We start from the raw sequence: 23321 nt of genomic DNA, 5'->3' as shown, positions 1-23321 counted from the left end.
TAGAAAATCCGCAAGGATTTTCGTAAGTAAGTTTGCACTAGTAATTAATTTTATACTGTGCTGGATATAGTTTTTATTTTTTCGTTTAGTAAATCTTTAAGCCAAATTATAAATGGGAAAATCCAAAATATTAACCAAATCAATGTATGTCTTGGCATTATTTGACACTTATAGTTCCAATAATAAATTCCAGATATAAATAGCAAAGCAAACAATGAATCAAATATTCTAATTTGATTTGTCGAATATCTTTCTATATGAGTTTTATTCATTTTTCTTATATCTTTTAAATGCTCTTTGTTATAAGCTCTACTTTTTGAAGGGAAGTATTCTAATAGCATTATTGCGTTTTGAAAAATGTAAATTAAAGAAACTCCAAGTAAGAAGTACTGTAGTACATTTAATCCATCATTAATTATTTTATAGTCAACAAAATAATTAAAATTGAAAACTCTGTAAATATGATCAACCGCAAAAATTATCATAATCACGGAACTCCAAATACTCAAAAAAAGTCTAGCATTCCGAGTTAGTTTTATATATGAGAATGCGTGTATGAAAGAAATAATACTGAAAACCAATCCAATTCCGATTAATAAGTACACAAATACATTTTTGAGGTTTAAAAATCCAATGTCTACAATCCAATAAATGATTGAAATTGATTGTAATAGTGTAATTCCTTCTGTCAATTTTGGAATTATTTTTTTTTCGTGATGAATTACTGAAGCAAGGACAAAAAAACCAATGAAAAAATATGGCCAAATTTCGATATGATGTTCAAAACTATAATTTCGTTCATTTTTTCCTGGTAAAAACGCAATGAAGCTTAAGGCAAGTGCTATTGTAATTTTTAAGAGAATATCTTTCCAGTCAGATGATAATCTTCTATTCTCGAAGACAATTCCTAAAATCAATGGAATAGTCATAATCGATAATAGACTATTTTGGCTTTGGTAAGTACGGAAGATAATATACCCTAAAAAAGTCAAAATAAAGATTCCAATGATTATTAGAATTATTGTAATTTTATTGTATTCAATTGTCTTTTTTTTCGTCATTATCAAATTACCGACAATAAAACATATAGTTAATATTAACCATATATCTATTATATGCACTAAGATAATAAATCTTCAATGTCTGTAAAGGACTTTGTAGCAACATGTGTATAAATTTCTGTAGTTTTATTAGAATTATAACGCATCAAGATAAAAACCCATAAATTCTGATTAAAACAAAAAAATCCCAACATATCCGTTGAGATTTTTTTTCTGTGGGCGCGAAGGGATTCGAACCCCTGACCCCTTGGGTGTAAACCAAGTGCTCTGAACCAACTGAGCTACGCGCCCTCTAAATAGACCTGATTGCTATCGGGATGCAAATATAACGGAGTTTTTAATATTGCAAAAACTTTTTCAATAAAAAATTAAATTATTTCTGCCACCACAAATGTACTTCCCCCTATAAATATAAAATCATCTTGTTTAGAATTATTTAATACGGTTTTATATGCATCATTAACAGAATGGTACGCTTCGCCAATCAAGCCATGTTTATTAAAAAAAAGTTTTAGCTCATGGGCATTCAAACCACGGTTAATATCTGGTTTACAAAAGTAATAAGTCGCATTTTTAGGAAATAAATCTATAATAGAACTTAAATCTTTATCATCCACAACACCCAAGACCATATGCAACTCGTTATAAGTTTCGTTAGATATTTGATTTATAACATAGCTTAAGCCCTCTCTATTATGCCCCGTATCGCAAACCACTTTTGGGTTTTCTTTTATAACCTGCCACCGCCCTAATAAACCTGTGTTTTTAATTGTTTTAGTTAAGCCTTCTTTTAAATGCTTTTCGGAAACTTTAAATCCTTTAATTTTTAGTTCATTAATGGTTTGCATAACCGTTTTAACATTTTTGGCTTGATAAGTTCCTAACAAATCAGATTTATAAGCTTTTGTAATCTCTTTGTCTGCAAATACAATCTTAGAATTATTCTTATTAGCCAAATCTTTAAAAACAGAAACCGTTTCTTTGTGCGTTTCTCCAATTACAACTGGAACATTTGGTTTTATAATACCTCCTTTTTCAAACGCAATAGCTTTAAGTGTCGTTCCTAAAAATAGGGTATGGTCCAAGCCTATATTGGTTATAACAGATACTTCTGGAGTTATAATGTTTGTTGAATCTAAACGACCTCCCAGACCAACTTCTACAACAGCGATATCTACTTTTTCTTTTGAAAAATATTCGAAAGCCATACCAACCGTCATTTCAAAAAACGATAAAGAATTTGCCTCAAAAAATGATTTATTTTGTTTTATAAAGCCTGTTACAAATTGTTCGCTAATAACCTTACCGTTTATTCTTATACGCTCTCTAAAATCTTTTAAATGCGGCGATGTGTACAAGCCGACTTTATACCCTGCTTCTTGTAAAACAGATGCCAACATATGGCTTGTAGATCCTTTTCCGTTGGTTCCGGCGACATGTATAGATTTAAAATTTCGCTCGGGGTTATGCAAATATGTTGCTAATATGAGGGTATTGGATAAATCTTTTTTGAATGCCGCTTTACCTTCTCGTTGATACATTGGCAGTTGAGAAAACATCCAATTTAGTGTATCCTGATACGTCATTTGCTACTGTCCTAGTTGGAAGTTTACTTTCACAAAACCAATTTGCTTTGCTGGCGCTTTAGAGTCTGCCGGCCATTTATGTGATAAAGCTATTTTTTTTGCAGGTTCTAATAAACACGATGCCGTATTGGTAGTTCCTTTTACACCGGGAACTGCTTCAATAACATTTCCACTCTGGTTTACTATAATCTTTACAATAACCAACCCAGATTCGTTACAATCTTGTTTAAGTCTTTTAAATGTTGCTCTACCGCGACCATTAAGTCCATAACCTACACCACCACTTCCTGTGCCTTTTCCACCAAAATAACTTGGTGCATAAGGATTCCCGTCCAACTGTCCTTTATCTCCGGCTCTGTTATCATTACCTTCGCTACCAGTCTCAGTGCCTTCAGATTTGCTTACGCCTCCAATTAACGCATCTAACTTCCTTTTTTTCTCTTCTTGCTCTCGTTTCTCTTTAGCAATTCTATCGGCCTCTGCCTTGGCTTTAGCATCTGCAATAGCTTTTGCTTTGGCTTCTGCCTCTTTTTGCTTTTTAATAGCTATCGTTTCGGCATTGTCTTCTGTTAGTACTTCTTCCTTAACCTCAGAAGCTTTTGTTGGCTCCGATTTAGATACGTCCGGTTGTGGCGGTTGCTCTACTTTTCTAGGTTCGGATTTTACAGGTTTTAACGGTTGTACTCTTCCTTTACCAACATTAGAGTTTCCAAAATTTACTGCAACGCCATACTCTTCCGGAGGATCCATATAAGGCGCTCCAACCACAAAAAGCAACAACAATATAATAACTGCAATTAATGCTGTTAATTTTGCCGAATCTTTTTCATGTTTGGTCTTGAAGTACTTCTTCATTAAGTAAATTTGTTTTTATTTAGGTTTTACCGCTAATATGACTTTAAACTTATTTCTATTAGCTATATCCATAACCTTAACCACATTTTCTACAGGAACAGATTTCTCTGCTCTCAAAACTATGGTTGGTTTTTCTTGTGAAGACAAAGCTGCTAGTAATTCATTTTCTAAAACACTTACTCCAACAAGTTTTTGATCTATATAATAAGTTAAGTTCTTTTTTATACTTACTGCTACCGATTTTTTATTCTCCGTCTTTCCACTGGCCTTTGGCAACACAATATCAATAGCATTGGTTGTTACCAGCGTAGAAGCAATCATAAAAAATATGAGAAGCAAGAATACAATATCTGTCATGGATGACATATTGAATTCTGGTGTTACTTTATTTCTTCCTCTAAAGTTCATATTACGTAGGTTCGTTTAAATGATCTAGAAACTCTAAAGAGTTAGCTTCCATTTGATATACTACTTTATCTGTTCTTACTACCAGATGATTATATGCTATATAAGCGACAATACCTACAATTAACCCTGCAACAGTTGTTGTCATAGCCGTATACAAACCACTTGCTAAAACATCCATTTGTATCGTTCCGCCGGCATTGGCAAGTTCGAATATTGCTAATATCATTCCAATAACAGTTCCAAGAAATCCAATCATAGGTCCAGCTCCAGAGATTGTTGCCAAGATACTCACATTCTTCTCTAAACCATAAATTTCTAAACGTCCGGCATTTTCAATAGCTGTGTTAATATCTGCCAATGGTTTTCCTATTCTTGAAATTCCTTTTCCAATTAATCTGGAAACAGGTGAATTTACTTGAGCACATAGCATTTGTGCCGAATCAATTTTTCCGTTACTTACGTGGTCTTTAATTTGATTCATGAAATTTGAATCTACTTGAGAAGCTGCTTTGATAGCAAAAATGCGTTCAAAATAAATATAAATGGCTCCAACCAATAATATAAATAAAACAGCTATAATAAATTGTCCGGCAACACCACCACTGCCTATCAGTTCTATAATTGAGAGCGTTTTTTCAACTGATTCTTCGTCGGTTAGCACTTCTGTTCCCTCTTGTGCGTTTTGTAATAATGTATTAAGCATATAATTTAAATTTATTGCAAATGTATAACGTTTCTTTTCTTATAAAAGTATAGCAAATTACTTTTAGCTTATATTACCTCTTTACTTTACTTATTTGTATAGTTTGAAAAAGGATTTATAAATCTTCGCTTTTGCTATAATAGCAATTTTATTTGAAAACTCTATAAAATCGAGAGACACTTTTTAATTAAAACAGCATTCTAGTTACCATAAATGCGACAGATCCTACAAGAAAACCGATTAAAGCCAACCATGAGATCTTTTTTAAGTACCAGAAAAAATCTATTTTCTCCATTCCCATTGCAACTACTCCTGCTGCAGATCCTATGATCAACATACTTCCTCCTGTTCCTGCAGAAAAGGCTATAAAATGCCATAACTCATGATCTAATGGTTCTGAGAACATGCCTAAACTAGCTGCTACTAATGGTACGTTATCTATAACTGCAGACCCTATACCTAACAGTAACACTACTAAATCTGATACTCCTCCAGAGTGCATTTCGGTTCCTAATTGAGGCATTGTTTCTTGTAAAGATGATGCAAATCCGAATAAAATCCCTAAAGATTCTAAAGCAGCTACAGCCATCAATATACCTAAAAAGAATAATATACTGGGTAATTCTATTTTTGATAATGAATAATGTACCGGACTGTGTTGGGCATGTGCATCGCTTTCTTCGGCTCCATGCTCCGTCATACTAAACTTAGAGCTACTATAAATTTCGGCAAAAGTTGCCACGACTCCTAAAGATAACATCATTCCAACATAAGGGGGTAAGTGTGTAACCATCTTAAATATTGGCACAAAAACGATAGCTCCTAGACCAAGATAAAGCATTGTTGCACTAAATTTAGATTTCTTTTTTTCTTTGGTTTCTTCAATATCTAAATCCCCTTTAAATGCTGGTAAAAATGAAGCTATTAATGATGGCACTGCCATACATAAAAGAGACGGTATAAATAAATAACCTATTAAATGACCTGTTGTTACTTTTTTACCAATCCATAACATAGTCGTTGTTACGTCTCCTATAGGTGACCATGCACCTCCAGCATTAGCTGCTATTATTATTAAACCTGCAAACCAAATACGTACACTTCTGTCTTTTACAATTTTTTGAAGTATTGAAATAAGTACTATAGTAGCGGTAAGATTATCTATTATAGCTGAAAGAATAAATGCCAGAATTGAGAAAATCCATAAAATTTTGGTTTTCTTTTTGGTCTTTATAAAATCTTTAATTGTAGAGAACCCATCAAAATAATCTATGATTTCAACAATGGTCATAGCGCCTAAAAGGAACACTAATATTTCTGATGTTTTACCTAAATGGTGTAACAGGGTTTCCTCCATAAGGTGCGTCTTTTCTTCATATTCAAGCAATCCGAAATTCTCTAAAAGAGCATGTTTTCCAGAATCGAACCATTGCGGGAAGCTTTCTAAACCTAATGCTATTAATGCCCAGCAAATAGCCATCATGACTAATGCCGGTATAAGTTTATCAATTTTAATACTATGTTCTAAAGTAATAGCTAAATAGCCCATTACGAATACTAAAATAATTGCTGCTTCCATAAAATAAATATTATATTAATTGTTCTAGTGCTATTTCAAATGCTGTAGCACTAATTTCTGTTTTTAATTGATTTTTACTATACACTTTTTCCAGTGCTTCTTTAATTATATTTGATGTATCATTGAATATTGCTTCATCTGTCATTTGCACTTTGCGCTCCATAAAATACGCAAATACACGAGCCATGCCGCAATTAGAAATAAAATCCGGGATTAAACTTACTCTATAGTCTGTATGTTCCATGATTGGACCAAAGAAAATTTCTTTGTCGGCAAAAGGCACATTGGCTCCACAAGAAATAACTTCCAAACCACTATCAATCATTTGGTCTATTTGATGAATTGTAATTAGGCGAGATGCAGCACAAGGCGCAAAAATTTCGGTTTGAATAGTCCAGATTTTTTCATTGGCTTCTTCAAAAGGAATTAAATTATTACTAGCTAATGTATTCCCATTTTTTGCAAGAAACAGATTCGTAATATCTTCAAAAGTGAATCCTTCTTCATTTATTAAGCCTCCTGCTATATCTATAATACCAACAACCTTAGCGCCCATTTGTGATAAATAAAAAGCGGCGGCGGCTCCTACATTTCCAAATCCTTGAATCACCGCTCGTTTTCCTTTTACAGAACCTCCATAAATATTATAATACTGCTTAACAGCCTCGGCAACGCCAAAACCAGTAATCATATCTGCTACCGTATATTTTCGTGATACATCGGGGGAATAATCAGGATTTTCTATTACCTTAATAACGCCTTGTCTCAATTGGCCTATTCTATTTATCTTATCTGCCTCAGTTGGCTTAAAATGTCCATTAAAAACACCTTCTTGCGGATGCCAAACCCCGCTTTCTTCAGTGATTGGAATAACTTCATGAATTTCATCTACATTTAAATCACCACCTGTTCCATAATAACTTTTTAATAATGGAGATACAGCTGCATACCAACGTTCTAATACGCCTTTTTTTCGAGGATCGTTAGGATCGAAATTTATGCCCGATTTGGCGCCTCCAATGGCAGGTCCGGAAACTGTAAACTTAATCTCCATAGTTTTTGCTAAGGATAAAACTTCATTCATATCCAGTCCTTTTCGCATGCGTGTTCCCCCACCAGCGGCTCCTCCACGTAATGAATTTATAACTGCCCATCCTTCGGCATCTGTTTCTGCATCTTTCCAATTAAAAACTATTTCTGGTGTTTTATTTTCGTACTTTTTTAATAATTCTTTCATTTCTACTTTTAAGTTGATTCATGTATAGCTTAATTTAATTTTTCCCGAAGTTTTATTAAGTGTAGCTAAAGTTGAGTCATAAAGAAAAATGATTTAGATTATTATGTTAACAAAGATAAAAAACTAAAATCCTTTAATATTAATTTTTTACTATTTTTAGGGTATAAATATTTTACCAGAACTGTGATTTTTTGTAGCTCCTGTAACACTTTGTAAGCAATTGATTTCATTTCTTAATTTAAGCACTCCTAATAGCCCGAAAATTAATGCTTCTTTAAACTCTACAACCATATTTGAAGGAATTACAATATCGTGTCTCGAATATTGTTTAAGGGTATTTATTAAGTAGTTATTGTAAACACCCCCTCCGGTAATAAGAACCGAACTATTTTTCTTTTTATTTATTTCTTTTGCTATTTGGATAGTAATATGCTCTACAAAAGTTTTTAAAATATCTTTTGTTTCTAATTGAAAAGAATCAATTAAAGGAAAAACATTTTTATTAACCCATTCTAAGCCTAAAGATTTAGGATAGTTTTCTTTATAAAAAACAAGGTTATTTAAACGATCCAGAAGATCATTATTTACAATTCCGGTTGCTGCTATTTTGCCCCCATTATCATAATCTAATCCAACCAATTTAGTATAATGGTTTAAAACAATATTTACCGGACAAATATCATAAGCAATTCGGTTACGATCGATCTCAGTAGAAATATTTGCAAAACCACCTAAATTTAAACAAAAATCATATTCAGAAAACAGCAATTTATCACCTATTGGAACTAATGGTGCACCTTCCCCACCAAGATCAACATCTTGAACTCGAAAATCACAAACGATGGTTTCATTTAATAAAGTAGCCATAATTGGTTTATTTCCTATTTGATATGTTATACCTCTATCTGGCTGATGCAAGGCCGTATGCCCATGCGAACAAATAGCATCAATATCTTTTATATTATTTTTATTAATGAAGTCTTTAATAACAGTTGATAGATACTTGGTATAATCCTTATCTATTTGTTGTATTTCAACAGCATCATATAAAACTAAATTGCGAAGTATCTTTTCCCAATTTGAATTATAACTAACTGTCTCAGAATATATCATATTAAAATGCCATACTTTAACGTCATCTAATTCAAACTGAGCGTAAATAACATCCACCCCATCTAACGATGTTCCGGACATAACACCTATAATATTATATTTATTTTTTATCATATTGTGTAAAAATAACAATAGTTGTTAAAAATTTGACACCAAAAAGCTATATTTGTATACATTTTTTATCAAATCAACAATAAATTGAAGAATTATGGATTTTAATCTTTCAGAAGAACATATCATGATACGCAATGCTGCTCGCGATTTTGCTCAAACCGAATTACTCCCTGGTGTTATTGAACGCGATAATAAACAAAAATTTCCAAATGAGCTAGTTAAAAAAATGGGAGCATTAGGTTTTATGGGTATTATGGTAGATCCTAAATATGGTGGTAGCGGCATGGATGCCATTTCGTATGTCCTTATTATGGAGGAATTATCTAAAATTGATGCGTCTGCTTCTGTTATGGTTTCTGTAAATAATTCGTTGGTTTGTTACGGATTAGAAACTTATGGGTCTGAAGAACAAAAACAAAAATACCTAACAAAATTAGCTACTGGTGAATTTCTTGGTGCCTTTTGTTTAAGTGAACCAGAAGCTGGTAGTGATGCTACTTCGCAAAAAACTACAGCTATAGATAAAGGAGACCACTACTTAATTAACGGTACAAAAAACTGGATTACTAATGGTGGCTCTGCCGATGTGTATTTAGTAATCGCTCAAACAGATAAAGAAAAAGGTTCTCATGGTATTAATGCTTTTATTGTTGAAAAAGGCATGAAAGGTTTTCATGTTGGACCTAAAGAAGACAAACTGGGTATTCGTGGAAGCGATACACATACTTTGCAATTTAACGATGTAAAAGTACCTAAGGAAAACAGAATTGGCGCTAACGGTTCTGGGTTTAGATTTGCTATGAAAACCTTATCTGGTGGACGTATTGGTATTGCTTCTCAAGCTTTAGGAATTGCATCTGGAGCTTACGAATTAGCTTTAAAATACTCTAAAGAGCGAAAAGCTTTTGGTACCGAAATATGCAACCACCAAGCTATTGCTTTTAAATTAGCCGACATGTATACCGAAATTGAAGCAGCTCGTTATTTGGTTATGAAAGCTGCCTGGGATAAAGATCAGGGTAATAACTACGATAGATCGAGTGCTATGGCTAAACTTTATGCATCTAAAGTCGCTATGGAACATACCGTAGAAGCTGTACAAATACATGGCGGGAATGGTTTTGTAAAAGAATATCATGTGGAGCGCCTTATGCGCGATGCTAAAATCACACAGATTTATGAAGGCACTTCTGAAATTCAGAAAATAGTAATTTCAAGGGGGCTTATAAGAGATTAACGTTATCTATTGTATACATTGAACTCATTCATAAAAAGACACGAATTACACAAATTTACACGAATCCATAACTTTAAAGTTATGCAGGCTGTAGGATTAAACACGAGAACAAGTTACCAAATTTTTAAAGTTTAAATTCTATCGACAAACAAATTGATTCGTAAAAATTTGTGATATTCGTGCTCTTCTTTAGTATTACTTATTTCTCCTTTCACCAAATTAAAACTATATAGTTTAGACCTTACTTCAACAAAACTAATAGTTGAACTTTTTTTGTTAAGTATTCACAAATTTACCGACATACTTTTAATAGATTTTTATCTTTAGTAAAAATTATATTTTATGCAAAAAACATATTACGACCCAGCTGACCTCAGAAAATTTGGAAAAATCACAGAATGGAGTGAAGAATTAGGAAATAAATTCTTTGAATATTACGGAAAAGTTTTTGAAGAAGGAGCACTTACAGCTCGCGAAAAATCTTTGATAGCATTAGCTGTTTCACATACAGAACAATGCCCATATTGTATTGATGCTTATACTAAAGATGGTCTACAACGTGGTGTTACTAAAGAAGAAATGATGGAAGCCATACATGTAGGAGCTGCTATAAAAAGTGGAGCAACACTAGTTCATGGTGTACAAATGATGAATAAAGTAAATAAATTAGACGGGTAATCCCCTTTGTCCTTTGGACATTTCCCCAAAGGGGAAACAAAAAGGTTCTTAATAGGAGAAAATAGAATATGACAAAATTGAAGACCCAATCATTACAAAAACGTGAAAGCGATTTAGCTCAAAGTAACCGGCAATTAGAAATTTTATCTAATGGGATTTTTCAAAATGGCGAATTACCTACTTTTAAAGATAAAATATCTGAAACAAGCCAGTTTCCTTTAAAAGCCAAAAAGCTAGAGATTCTACAAATAAACGTGGGATACATGTGCAATCAGGTTTGTGAGCACTGTCATGTAGATGCAGGTCCAGACCGAAAGGAAATCATGACTCGCGAAACCATGCAACAATGTTTGGACGTTATTAAAAACTCTGGAGCACATACGCTTGATTTAACAGGTGGTGCTCCTGAAATGAATCCTGATTTCAGATGGTTTGTTGAGGAAGCTGCCAAAGTAGGTATTAAAGACTTTATTGTGCGCTCAAATCTGACGATTATCCGCGCCAATAAAAAATATTACGACTTACCTGAGTTCTTCAAAAAGCATAATGTTCACGTTGTAAGTTCTATGCCTCATTGGACTCGTGGAAAAACAGATAAACAAAGAGGAGATGGTGTTTTCGATAAATCTATAAAAGCATTGCAAGAGCTTAATGCAGTAGGTTACGGTATGCCTGATAGCGATTTAAGACTCGACTTGGTTTATAATCCATCCGGAGCATTTTTACCAGGTGACCAAATGGCTATGGAAAAAGATTTTAAAAAGGCTCTAATAGAAGATTTCAACATTCAATTTCACAATCTTTTTGCCATTACCAATTTACCCATTGCACGGTTTCTTGATTATTTAATTGCTTCAGAAAATTACGAAGATTATATGTATCAACTTGTTGAAGCCTATAACCCTACTGCCGTAGCAAATGTTATGTGTACAAATACGTTGTCCATAAGTTGGGATGGGTTTTTATTTGATTGCGATTTTAATCAAATGTTAGAATTACCAGTTAATAGCAAATCAAAGCATATTTCAGAATTTAATGAAGAATTATTAGAAGGACGAAATATTGTCATTTCACAACATTGCTATGGTTGTACCGCAGGTGCAGGAAGTAGTTGCCAAGGTGTTGTTGCATAAATTCCTGCGAAGGCAGGAATCTCTAAGTAAAAAGAAAATGATTTTTTCGCATAAATAGCATGTGAATCAAAACTAAGAATAAGATCTCCACCTTCGTGGAGAATTAATATGAAAAACAGTAAAACAGCCATATTAGTATTTGCAAATTCTGCTGAAAAAGAAGCGGTATTAAAACCATTTATTTCCTCAAAAGAAGTGTTTGAGGCACTAAATGCTCAAACCTTAAATATTGTAAAAAAAGCAGGGTTGCCTTATTTTTTATACTCAGAAAAACAGCAAGTAGGAAATACATTTGGAGAACGTTTTACAAATGCCATTCAATCTGTTTACAATGAAGGGTTTGATACAGTTATCACCGTTGGAAATGACACCCCGCATTTAACGACCAACCACCTCCGAAAAACAGTTAAAAAACTTCAAAAACATGATATCGTTTTAGGACCATCTACAGATGGTGGTTTCTATTTAATGGGGCTTAAAAAATCTCATTTCAAAGCCGAAACATTTTTAAAACTTCCTTGGAAAACCTCAAATTTAAGTAGAAGTATTGCCAAGTTAAATGCTTCAAAAAAAGTAAACATTACATATCTAGAAGTTTTAACAGATCTCGACACTATTTCTGATGTAAAAATAATTAGTGATAGTTTCAGAAAACTTTCAGCTCACATAAAACAACTTCTCAATATATTTATTTCAATAGAGAAAAAGATCGTTTTTAATCACCTCTTTCCTATTGAAAACTTCATATTACAACAACAATTCAACAAAGGCTCTCCTATCCTACTTCATTTGTAAATTAAATTTATAGTGTCACCTCTAACGCAGTCAAGAGAGGTCACTATGGTTCTATCTGTATGATAGAATTCTCAACTGTGCTCAAATAGACAATTTTCAAAATTTTAAATGAAGACTATATTCTTTTGCATGTTACTAGTTCTAACTGGTATAAGTCATGCGCAAATTACGATTATAGGAACTGTTACTGATGCTTCAGATAACAGCCCGCTACCTTTTGTAAACATTACAACCAACACGAATCAAGGCACCATTACTGACGACACTGGTAATTACACCATTAAAGTTACCTCAGAAGCCGACCAACTTAAATTTTCGTTTATAGGTTATAAAACACAAATTATAACTCTTGGTAAACTCAGAACAATCAATATCGCACTCATAGAAGACACTTCTGCACTTGATGAAGTCGTTATTACAGCTTTAGGGTTACAACGCGAAACCAAAGAATTAGGTTATGCCGTACAAGCCATAACATCTGAAAGTTTAACAGAAGTTAAAACTGTAAACTTCCTGGATAATCTTCAAGGAAAATTAGCAGGAATAACCGTTACACAAGGCGCTACAGGTGTTGGTTCGTCTTCTAAAATCACCATTCGTGGTGAAGCATCATTTTCAAATAACAATCCGCTATTTGTTGTAGATGGCATCCCGATAAATAACGAAACAGTTTTTAATTTCACCAATCAAGCAGCTGCCGGATTTCAAGAAATAGATTTTGGAAACGGCGCTATGGAAGTCAATCCAGACGATATTGAATCGGTAACCGTTTTAAAAGGCGCCAATGCAGCGGCACTTTACGGAACCAGAGCATCAAACGGTGTTATAGTTATTAAAACCAAAGATGGCAATAGTAAAAAAGGATTTCAGGTTAGTTTAAATTCATCCGTTTCTATAGATTCAGCTTTTAAATTACCAGAATTTCAAAACGAATATGGCCAAGGACAATCAGGTCTGTTCGAATTTGTCGATGGACTTGGAGGAGGAACAAGCGATAATATTACTTATTCCTGGGGCCCAAGATTGGACGCAGGCATTTTAATTCCGCAATTCGATAGCCCAGTTCAATTAGCTGATGGAAGTTTTGTTCGTGGTGGAGACACGGCTTTATATAGTGGTTTACCCATTACACCAACACCATTCAATTCTAACCCAGACAATTTAAAAGATTTCTATAAAACAGGGGTTACAACCATTAATAATATAGCTATATCAAACGGATTTGACTCTGGAAATTACAGATTATCATTTACAGATTTAAGAAGTGAATCTATTATTCCCGGGGTGAATTTAGACAGACAAACTGTTAGCGCAAAGCTTAACTTTAAGCCTTCAGAAAAAACAGAAATCAATACCGCTATTAGCTATGTAAATTCTAGTAGTGATAATAGGCCGTCTAACGGTTATGGTAGTGAAAATGTGAATTATTCTTTAGTCGCATGGGGCCCTCGCTCTTTAAATACCAACAATCTGAAAAACTACTGGCAACCTGGTTTAGAAGGGGTTCAACAATACTCATTCAACTATACGTTTTTTGACAACCCATATTTCATTTTATTGGAAAACAGAAACTCATTTGAACGCGATAGAATATTTGGAAACATAGCTCTCAATCAAAAAATCACAAATCATTTAAGTGTTTCTTTAAGAACTGGTATGGATTATAGTAGCGAAACACGACAACTGAGACGACACTTTAGTAGCAACCGATTTAAAAATGGTGGTTATGCAGAACATGATGTGAAATTTAGGGAAATCAATACCGATTTTTTAATCAACTATAAAAACACATTTGGTGATTTTTCTTTTGATATTTCAGCAGGTGGAAATCGTTTAGACCAAACAGCATCCACAAAACAATCGCAAACCGTAAATTTAGCGCAACCAGGAATCTTTAATCTAAATAATGCAGCGTCGCCTATTGAAGTGTTTCAATTTGAAAGTGAAAAACGTATTAATTCGCTCTACGGAATCGCAAAATTAGGTTATAAAGACTACCTGTTTCTAGATATTACAGGAAGAAATGATTGGTCTAGTGCTTTAGCGACACCCTTTTCGGTAGATGATACATCATTCTTCTACCCTTCAGTTTCAACTAGTTTTATTCTATCAAACATCACTGAATTACCAGACATATTTTCATTTGCTAAATTAAGGGCTAGTGTTGCACAAGTTGGTAATGATACGGGGCCTTACCAGACTTCGGGTGCTTTTGTATCGCAAACACCTTTTAATGGCCAACCCACATTTAGCGATCAAGACTTCATCCCCAATGCCAATTTAAAGCCAGAGCAAACTACAAGTTTTGAAGTTGGAGCAGATTTGCGTTTTTTTAAAGACCGTTTAAATTTTGATATCACTTATTATAATGCTACCACAAGAGACCAAATTATCTCTTTACCTATTGCTATTTCTTCTGGATACAATCAGCAAGTTGTAAATGGAGGAAAAGTAAATACCCAAGGTGTTGAAATTATACTGGGTGTGACACCTATTAAAAATGAAAACCTTAAATGGCATACCACATTCAATTTTGCCAGCAACCGATCAACTATTAAAGATTTACCACAAGAAGCGGGTCGTTTAACCTTAGCATTCAGCAGAATTTATGATAGCGCGAATCAAACCGTTTGGTTTCAGGTAGAAGAAGGCGGGCGCATTGGTGATTTTTACGGTACAGGGTACTTAAAAAATGACAATGGTGATTTTATCATTGATGATAATGGACGATTTATAGCCGATAACGATTTACAAAAACTCGGTAATTATAATCCTGACTTTACTTTAGGATGGAATAATAATTTCACTTATAAAAACTGGAATTTAAGTTTCTTATTCGACTGGAGACAAGGTGGAGACATTGTATCTAGAACTAGAGCCTTAGGAAATGTTGGAGGCCAATTGGCAGAAACCGCCTTTCGACCTGATGCTGGTATTATTGCCCAAGGAGTCACACAATCTGGACAACCTAATACAGTAGCCGTTTCAGCAGAAAGTTATTACCGACAATTTTACGATAGAAACCATGAAGAAAACAATGTATATGATGCCTCATTTTTAAAATTACGCCAGTTCGCTATTGGTTATAGTTTCAGGCTAAAAGATGGTTTTTTAGGTTTGAAAGACGGTGCCGATGTCAATTTTTCAGTCACAGGAAATAATCTATTTGCTATTACAGAAAACCCACATTTCGACCCAGAGCAGTTAGCTGTTCAAGGTAATGGTTTTGTAAGTGGTGTAGAGGATTTGAGCTATGCTACAACCAGAAGTTTTGGATTTAAAGCTGGGTTTAACTTCTAGTTCCCACGAAGGTGAGACTCTCATGAAAAAAGTAAAAATATTAAAATGAAAAATAGTCTATATATAATCGCGATTTTAAGTCTTATAACGGTGAGCTGCACTAAAGACTTTGAAGAAATCAATACCAATCCTAATGCACCAGTAACAGTACAACCAAGTTTATTATTACGACAGGTTATTTATAATTTCGGTGAAGAGATGAGTTACGAAGGTTTTGTAGCTGGAGATTTACTAGCGCAACATCGCACAGCTTTAGATTTTAATTTATTCGACAGACACGCCTTGAAATCACCTCAATTAGGAGGTAATCCATGGCCCATTTTTTATACAAATTTAAGAGATAATGAAATCATTTTAAATCAGTCAAAAACTGTTGATGCCTTTAAAGTTTACGAAGGCCCAGCTTTAATTCTAAAAGCCTATATGGCAGCTGGTTTAACTGATTTATTTGGTGATGTCCCTTATTTTGAAGCTTTTAATGGGGTGAATGGGACTGTGACTCCAACTTACGATTCTCAAGAAGCTATTTATGTAAATGATGGTGGTATTCTAGACAATTTAGATAAAGGCATTACGGCTATTCAAAATTATAATGATGCTATTCAGTTACAAGGTGATATTTTATTTAATGGCGACTTACAAGCTTGGATTCGTTTTGCCAATGCTCTAAAAATTAAACATCTGATACGAATTTCAGGAAGAGTTGATGTATCATCTCAATTACAAGCACTTTTCGATAATGATAATTACATTAAAACCAATGATCAAAATGCCATTTTCAATTTTACAAATTCTGACCCGAATAGCTTTAGATTAGCACAATTGCGCATCGGTGATTTCAACAATTTTGTTTTATCTGAAACCATGGAAGACATTTTAACCGATTTAAATGATCCTAGAATAAATATATTATTCAGATCATTTTCAAACTCTAATTCAGGAGAATTTAATGGCTTATTAAACGGTATTGATGCAACATCAACGTCGGTTACATTAGCAGATTATTCTCTGGCAGGAACAGCTTTTCGAGAAGACACGTCTACTTTAGATGCTAATTTTATAACCGCTTGGGAAGTACATTTTGCATTAGCAGAAGCCGCTGAAAGAGGTTTAATTACTGCCGATGCTCAAACTTTATATGAGACTGGTGTAACATTAGCTTTTGACTATTGGAATACCGATTTACCAGCCAATTACTTAACTGGAAATGCCAATTTTAATTCGGCTACATCGACACCTTTAGAACAAATTATCACTCAAAAATGGATTGCGAGTGTTATTAATGGCTATGAAGGTTGGATAGAATACAGACGCACTGGGTTTCCTGAGTTAAAAGCCATTTCAGCAAGTTTAAACAATGACCTGTTACCTGTTCGCATGCCATACCCTGCTGAAGAAGAGGCTTTAAATGCAGAAAACTATGCCGAAGCGGCATCGGCAACAGATAATAATAGTATTAATATCTCTGTTTGGTGGGATGAATAGAAAAAGCCTCCCTTAATCCCTCCAAAGGAGGGAAACTGTAAGGCATTTTAAATTAAAAAAACAAAAAGTATCTTGAGTGTAATTGAATGAACAACTTCTTAAACATAGCATTCCATCTAAGTGAGAGTTCCTTCCCTTTGGGAAGGCTAGGATGGGCTCAATGGGCATTAATTATCGTATCGAGTTTGATACTGTTTTTCTTGTCACCATTGGCAAAAACCACAGATCAGTTTTTTAAAGCTGTAAGTAACCGTAAAGCACCAAATACGTTTGTGTTGACTGGTAGCTTAATCATTTCGTGGATTTTCGCTAAAAGTATCACGAATGCTGCAAATCTCGGACTCGATTTCGGGATTGTAGGTGGTGTGGCTTATGCTGGTTATTATTTATCGTTTGCTGTTGCTGGTATCTTGATTTATCAAATACGAACCAAAGGCGGTTTTAAAAGCATCCATCAATTCTTAACAACTAAATTTGGAAAAGGCGCCATGGCCATTTTTTCTGTTTTGATTGCTATCCGTTTATTTAATGAAGTTTGGAGTAACACAATGGTCATTGGAAGCTATTTTGGTGATACTGGAACCCAACCTTATTATATAGCTATTATTGTATTTACCGTTCTTACTTTAGCCTATGCCATTAAAGGTGGGTTAAGTAGTTCGATATTTACAGATGTAATTCAGATGGTGTTATTTTCAATCTTGCTTATTGTCATTTTATGGCATGTATTTTCAGTAGAAAATTTCTCGGTAAAAGACGTCGTAACTTCAGGTACCTGGAGTTTTGAATTAGGGCTTAATTTATTTTTTGCTGCCATCCTCCAATCGTTTAGCTATCCGTTTCACGACCCTGTATTAACAGATCGCGCCTTTATTTCATCCCCCAAAGTGACTAGAAAAAGTTTTTTACTAGCCAGTATTTTGGGCGCTTTATGTATTATTCTGTTTAGTATTATTGGCGTTTATGCAGAAACACAAGGCATGAAAGGGCAAGCCGCAGTTGAAGTAGGTAAAGCCTTTGGCATAGTCATTTTACTAGTTATAAATTTTATTATGATTACATCTGCAGCATCAACTTTAGACTCCACATTTTCATCATTTTCAAAATTATTAGCTATCGATTTAAAAATAGGTAAAAATCTAACATTTGGTCGTTTTTCAATGGCAACAATTGCCGTTTTAGGAACACTTCCTGTTTTTTTTAATGCTGAAATATTATCCGCTACAACCATTTCTGGTACCATGGTAATTGGCTTAACACCTGTATTTGTTTTCTGGAATGTGAAAGTCCCTAAAATAAGTTTTTACCTGAGTGTGATTTGTGGTTTGGTTTTCGGGTTTCTTTTGGTTTTCGAAATTTTTCCGAAATCATTAATTTTTACAGAGGGAAAATATGCCGATTTACTCTGGGTAAATATTTGGGGCATTCTATCTTGTATCACTTTTTATATACTTCCAAAATGGATAAAAAAATAGAACATTTAGGCAACATATCGGGCAAAGTATTACTTTTCGGAGGTGTTTATAGCAATCTTCAAGCTTTGGAAGCCTTGAAACAGATTGCAGAACATGAACGTATAAGCCCCGAAAATTGTATTTGTACGGGTGATATTGTTGGGTATTGTGCCCAACCAGAAGAAACCGTACAATTATTTAAAATCTGGAAACCTAAAAGTATTGCTGGTAATGTAGAAATTCAACTTCGAGAAGGTGCAGAAGACTGCGCATGTGATTTCGAAAAAGGCTCCAGATGCGATGGGTTTTCCCAACAATGGTATCCATATGCACAAAGCAAACTTTCAAATGATTCTTTAGAGTTTATGAAAACTTTACCGGATCATATCACTTTTAATTACGCTGGTAAAAAAGTGATGGTAGTACATGGGTCTTATGCAAATACTTCAGAATTCATCTTTAAATCTACGCCTTGGGAAACTAAAGCTCAAAGTTTTTCAGTAGATAACTATGATATGATTGTTGGTGGCCATTGTGGCTTACCATTTCATCATGAAAAAGACCATAAAATTTGGCTAAATCCGGGGGTTATTGGTATGCCTGCTAACGATGGCAATTCAAGTGTTTGGTATGCTATTTTAGGTGATGATAATGGTATTTTAAACTATGAACATCACACATTAAATTACAATTATAAACTAACTAACAAATTAATGCAAAACGGATTACTCCCTGAGGAATATGCCAGAACAATTATTACTGGAATTTGGGATAATACTGAAATTCTACCTGACATAGAAAGTGGGGTACAAGGATTCGGTATTCAGTTGTAATTTTACTAAATTTGAGAGACTAAATCGTTATGAAAAACACCTTACTTTTTTTATTATTTCTTCAAAGCTTTTCTTTGTTTGCACAAAAATCTATTGACAAGTTATTGAAACAATATAACGATAATAGTGTGCCTTATATAACGGTTCAGGAATTGGCAAAGCCAAAAACAGACGTTATTATTTTAGATTCCAGAGAATTAAAAGAATACAAAACGAGTCATTTAAAAAACGCCATTCATGTGGGTTACGACCATTTTGAAATAGATAGCGTACAAAAAAAGATTCCAAATAAAGACGCTAAAATAGTGGTGTATTGCTCCGTTGGAATTCGTTCAGAATCTATAGCAGACAGTCTTAAAAAAGTAGGATATAGATATGTAGAAAATTTATATGGAGGTATTTTTGAATGGAAAAGCAACGATTTTCCTGTTTATAATTCCGCAGAAAAAGAAACAGATAGCATTCACACCTTTTCAAAAGAATGGAGTAAATGGTTAAAAAAAGGTATAAAAGTATATGAATAAAGAACTCGTTATTGTTTTTGTAAAAAACATAAAGCTAGGAAAAGTAAAAACAAGACTTGCCAAAACGATTGGTAATCAAGGCGCTTTTGATGTTTATAGCGAACTCGTTAAAGTTACCGAAGAGGCGACTCAAAATCTTCAAGCAGATAAACGAATTTATTTTTCTGATGCAGTAGTTAACACCAAATGGATAAATGATTACAAAACAATTCAAGAAGGGGAAAATTTAGGTGAACGTATGAAAAATGCTTTTATAAAAGGCTTTGAGGATGGTTATGAACGTATCGTTCTTATAGGCTCTGATTTACCGGACATTAGTTCAGACCATATTGAAAACGGACTTGAGGCTTTAAAAAATAACAATGTTGTTTTTGGCCCTGCCGTTGATGGTGGATATTATCTTGTGGGTATGACAAAAACGTATCATGCCATATTTGACAATAAACCCTGGAGTGAATCCCATTTATTAGAGGTTACCCTTAAGGAATTAGATGAGAAAAATATATCTTATACTTTACTGGAAACATTAAATGATATTGACACCTTCGAAGATCTAGAAAACTCATCATTCTACCAACTCAATGAAGCGCTTCAATTAAAGGTTAAATCTTTAATTGATAACGTATAAATTCATTACATTAGATTAGATTTTTTCAAAAAATAATTTCAAAAAATATAAGATGATTAAATACATCAACGAAACCACTAAATACCTACAAGACAAAGGTTTTGAATCTCCTGAAATAGGCATCATTCTAGGCACTGGATTAGGACAACTTATTGACGAAATAGACATTATAAAAGAAGTTAGCTATAATCACATCCCTAACTTTCCAACAGCAACGGTCGAGTTTCATAAAGGAAAATTAATTTATGGTGAACTTGCTGGCAAAAAAGTGGTGGTTATGCAAGGGCGTTTTCATTTATACGAAGGCTATACTTTACAAGATGTTACCTTCCCGGTTCGTATTATGGAAAAATTAGGTATTAAAACATTATTGGTTTCTAATGCTGCCGGAGCTATTAATTTAAACTTTAAGAAAAGCGAATTGATGCTTATTGAAGATCATATTAATTTACAAGGAAGCTCGCCTTTAGCATTTAAAGGTGTTGAAGAATTAGGAGAACGCTTTGTAGACATGAGTGCTCCTTATGATGTCGAAATCAACTCAAAATTTGAAAGTATAGCTAAAGCAAATAATATTAAATTACATAAAGGTGTTTACGCTAGTGTTGTGGGACCACAATTAGAAACCAAAGCAGAATATCGTATGTTAAAAATTATTGGATCTGATGCTGTTGGTATGAGTACAGTTCCCGAAATTATCGTGGCGAATCATTTAAAATTAAAAGTAGCTGCCGTGTCAGTTTTAACAGATGAATGCGACCCAGACAACTTAGAGCCTGTTAATATTTCGGATATCATTGAAAGCGCTGCAAAAGCAGAACCAGATATGATAACATTATTTAAAGAATTAATAAAAACACTTTAAAATAGTTTGCAGTCATAGACTGAACACCGAACACTGAATACTGAATACTGAACACTAAATACTGAAACCATGAGTGATTATTTAGAAACAACCCACGATGTATATAAAGAAGCCGCTTTAACACCAGATGTTGGGCTATGTTGCACCACAAATCCTATTTGGGAATTACCCGGATTAAAAATCCCAAAAATCATGCAAGAAATGAACTATGGTTGTGGAAGTACGGTACATGCTCGCGATTTAACCAATAACCCCAAGACCTTATATGTAGGTGTTGGTGGTGGTATGGAATTATTACAATTCGCTTATTTTAATCGTCAAAAAGGAGGTGTTGTGGGCGTTGATGTTGTTGATGAGATGTTAGAAGCTTCTCGCAAAAACTTTATTGAAGCCGAAGCCCAAAACAGTTGGTTTAAAAGTGACTTTGTGGATCTTAAAAAAGGGGATGCTATGAATCTTCCTGTGGAAGATAATAGCATTGATGTAGCAGCTCAAAACTGTTTATTTAATATTTTTAAGGCAGACGATTTAAAAAAGGCCATCGCAGAAATGTATCGCGTTTTAAAACCTCATGGAAGGTTAGTAATGAGCGACCCTACATGCGAACAACCTATGAATGATACGTTACGCAACGACGAAAGACTACGCGCTTTATGTTTAAGTGGTAGTCTGCCAATTGCAGACTATGTAAAAGCATTAACGGATGCTGGTTTTGGTACTATCGAAATTAGAGCAAGAAAACCATATAGAATACTCGACCCTAAAAATTATCCAACAGACGAGTTAATTTATATAGAATCGATTGAAGTTGCCGCTATTAAAGACCCTATGCCAGCAGATGGCCCTTGTATCTTTACAGGCAAAGCAGCTATTTATTATGGAGATGAAGATTATTTTGATGATAAATCTGGGCATGTCTTACTAAAAAATCAGCCATTAGCCATTTGCGATAAAACAGCAGGAATACTAAAGGCATTGAATAGAGATGATATTTATTTTTCAGAATCTACATACCATTATGATGGTGGTGGATGTTGTTAATTTTTATCAGAAAAAGAAGAGTATAATGCCTGAAAGGTATAAATAGCTATTTTTGAATTTTGGCTTTATGCCATAGCTTTCCTAATCCATTTCCTCTTTTAAAGCTATCTCCTAACTACATAACACACTATAAAAAAACTTAACATTAAAATGCTTCTTCAACTCATTCAAATCAGGGGTATGTAAGAAATTAATATATGTTAATTAATCCCTCTCAGATAACTTTTGTTTCTGACTTTTGCAACCATCTTTAGCACGATAATATTGTTAAGTTTAAAATAATAAAAAATTTCTTGAAACGAACTATCCTCGAGGCAGTCCCGATAGCTCCTAAAATCCGCAAGTTTATTCAATAAAAATGCCGCAAAGATTGTTTTACCAATACTTTGCGGCTTGTGCTTTTTCACCTAAATTGGTGTTTCCACAAAAAGACACAAGATGAAAGTATTGAATTCTTCTCAGATAAACGCCTTTGGCGGTATTAATTTTGTTTTGGATGAGTTTGACAAGATGCACCTTGGCGATTTTCTCCAGTCCAACCTTCCTGTTTTGAGCCCGACCACTTTTTACAACTGGAAAGATATATTTTATTCTTTCGCCAGTATCTACTATTGTGGGGGCGATTGTATAGAGGATTCAAAGACAGTACTCTCCAGACAGTTTTCAGGTAATCCGATATTCAATCTCTGCAG

At 34.0% G+C, this 23321-nt stretch carries 20 protein-coding genes, 1 tRNA gene and 1 pseudogene; 13 read left to right on the top strand and 9 right to left on the bottom strand.

Annotation, left to right across the window (positions count from 1 at the left end):
* Positions 1–50: 50 nt before the first annotated feature.
* The 9 genes from Q4Q35_RS08090 to Q4Q35_RS08050 form a co-directional block, all read right to left on the bottom strand.
* Positions 51–1061, bottom strand: coding sequence for a hypothetical protein (locus Q4Q35_RS08090; protein ID WP_303277456.1), 1011 nt, complete (start codon positions 1059–1061; stop codon positions 51–53).
* Positions 1062–1277: 216 nt separating this feature from the next.
* Positions 1278–1352, bottom strand: a tRNA-Val gene (locus tag Q4Q35_RS08085).
* A 77-nt stretch (positions 1353–1429) separates the two neighbouring features.
* Positions 1430–2647, bottom strand: a complete 1218-nt coding sequence (locus Q4Q35_RS08080) for a bifunctional folylpolyglutamate synthase/dihydrofolate synthase (protein ID WP_303277455.1) — start codon at positions 2645–2647, stop codon at positions 1430–1432.
* Between the two features lie 3 nt (positions 2648–2650).
* The gene (locus tag Q4Q35_RS08075) at positions 2651–3502 is read right to left on the bottom strand and encodes an energy transducer TonB (RefSeq protein WP_303277454.1); all 852 of its coding nucleotides are present in this window, start codon (positions 3500–3502) and stop codon (positions 2651–2653) included.
* Positions 3503–3517: 15 nt separating this feature from the next.
* A complete protein-coding gene (locus tag Q4Q35_RS08070; protein ID WP_303277453.1) occupies positions 3518–3910 on the bottom strand; it encodes an ExbD/TolR family protein in 393 nt (130 codons plus the stop codon).
* 1 nt (position 3911) lies between these two features.
* Positions 3912–4613: a MotA/TolQ/ExbB proton channel family protein gene (locus Q4Q35_RS08065; protein WP_303277452.1), complete on the bottom strand. Its 702-nt coding sequence runs from the start codon at positions 4611–4613 to the stop codon at positions 3912–3914.
* A gap of 187 nt (positions 4614–4800) precedes the next feature.
* Entirely contained in the window at positions 4801–6192 is a 1392-nt protein-coding gene (nhaD, locus tag Q4Q35_RS08060) for a sodium:proton antiporter NhaD (RefSeq protein WP_303277451.1), read from the bottom strand.
* Positions 6193–6202: 10 nt separating this feature from the next.
* A complete protein-coding gene (locus tag Q4Q35_RS08055) occupies positions 6203–7429 on the bottom strand; it encodes a Glu/Leu/Phe/Val dehydrogenase dimerization domain-containing protein (protein ID WP_303277450.1) in 1227 nt (408 codons plus the stop codon).
* A gap of 156 nt (positions 7430–7585) precedes the next feature.
* Entirely contained in the window at positions 7586–8656 is a 1071-nt protein-coding gene (locus Q4Q35_RS08050) for an anhydro-N-acetylmuramic acid kinase (RefSeq protein ID WP_303277449.1), read from the bottom strand.
* Positions 8657–8750: 94 nt separating this feature from the next.
* On the opposite strand from Q4Q35_RS08050, the gene Q4Q35_RS08045 reads away from it, so the two are divergent.
* The 13 genes and pseudogenes from Q4Q35_RS08045 to Q4Q35_RS07985 all read left to right on the top strand — a co-directional run.
* Positions 8751–9893: an acyl-CoA dehydrogenase gene (locus Q4Q35_RS08045; RefSeq protein ID WP_303277448.1), complete on the top strand. Its 1143-nt coding sequence runs from the start codon at positions 8751–8753 to the stop codon at positions 9891–9893.
* Between the two features lie 342 nt (positions 9894–10235).
* A complete protein-coding gene (locus Q4Q35_RS08040) occupies positions 10236–10571 on the top strand; it encodes an arsenosugar biosynthesis-associated peroxidase-like protein (RefSeq protein WP_091422825.1) in 336 nt (111 codons plus the stop codon).
* A gap of 77 nt (positions 10572–10648) precedes the next feature.
* Positions 10649–11704, top strand: coding sequence for an arsenosugar biosynthesis radical SAM (seleno)protein ArsS (gene arsS, locus Q4Q35_RS08035; RefSeq protein ID WP_303277470.1), 1056 nt, complete (start codon positions 10649–10651; stop codon positions 11702–11704).
* A 108-nt stretch (positions 11705–11812) separates the two neighbouring features.
* Positions 11813–12499 (top strand): TIGR04282 family arsenosugar biosynthesis glycosyltransferase, encoded by a 687-nt coding sequence (locus Q4Q35_RS08030; protein ID WP_303277447.1) that lies wholly within the window; start codon positions 11813–11815, stop codon positions 12497–12499.
* Between the two features lie 108 nt (positions 12500–12607).
* A complete protein-coding gene (locus Q4Q35_RS08025; RefSeq protein ID WP_303277446.1) occupies positions 12608–15799 on the top strand; it encodes a SusC/RagA family TonB-linked outer membrane protein in 3192 nt (1063 codons plus the stop codon).
* 45 nt (positions 15800–15844) lie between these two features.
* The gene (locus tag Q4Q35_RS08020) at positions 15845–17284 is read left to right on the top strand and encodes a SusD/RagB family nutrient-binding outer membrane lipoprotein (protein ID WP_303277445.1); all 1440 of its coding nucleotides are present in this window, start codon (positions 15845–15847) and stop codon (positions 17282–17284) included.
* Positions 17285–17370: 86 nt separating this feature from the next.
* The gene (locus tag Q4Q35_RS08015; RefSeq protein ID WP_303277444.1) at positions 17371–18759 is read left to right on the top strand and encodes a sodium:solute symporter family transporter; all 1389 of its coding nucleotides are present in this window, start codon (positions 17371–17373) and stop codon (positions 18757–18759) included.
* The gene (locus Q4Q35_RS08010; RefSeq protein ID WP_303277443.1) at positions 18744–19571 is read left to right on the top strand and encodes a metallophosphoesterase family protein; all 828 of its coding nucleotides are present in this window, start codon (positions 18744–18746) and stop codon (positions 19569–19571) included. The genes Q4Q35_RS08015 and Q4Q35_RS08010 overlap by 16 nt, the downstream gene beginning before the upstream one ends.
* Before the next feature lie 29 nt (positions 19572–19600).
* Positions 19601–20095, top strand: coding sequence for a rhodanese-like domain-containing protein (locus Q4Q35_RS08005; protein ID WP_303277442.1), 495 nt, complete (start codon positions 19601–19603; stop codon positions 20093–20095).
* Positions 20088–20723: a TIGR04282 family arsenosugar biosynthesis glycosyltransferase gene (locus Q4Q35_RS08000; protein ID WP_303277440.1), complete on the top strand. Its 636-nt coding sequence runs from the start codon at positions 20088–20090 to the stop codon at positions 20721–20723. Before Q4Q35_RS08005 ends, Q4Q35_RS08000 begins: the two co-directional genes overlap by 8 nt.
* Before the next feature lie 52 nt (positions 20724–20775).
* Complete coding sequence (locus tag Q4Q35_RS07995; protein ID WP_303277439.1) at positions 20776–21588, top strand: purine-nucleoside phosphorylase; 813 nt, start codon at positions 20776–20778, stop codon at positions 21586–21588.
* A 69-nt stretch (positions 21589–21657) separates the two neighbouring features.
* Entirely contained in the window at positions 21658–22629 is a 972-nt protein-coding gene (arsM, locus tag Q4Q35_RS07990; RefSeq protein ID WP_303277438.1) for an arsenosugar biosynthesis arsenite methyltransferase ArsM, read from the top strand.
* Positions 22630–23067: 438 nt separating this feature from the next.
* Positions 23068–23321: pseudogene (locus Q4Q35_RS07985) on the top strand (hypothetical protein); the annotation flags it as partial.

The sequence above is a fragment of the Flavivirga aquimarina genome (assembly GCF_030540835.1).
GTDB lineage: Bacteria > Bacteroidota > Bacteroidia > Flavobacteriales > Flavobacteriaceae > Flavivirga > Flavivirga aquimarina.
The sequence above is the reverse complement of the archived record's forward strand: the minus strand, read 5'-3'. Positions and strand labels throughout refer to the sequence as shown.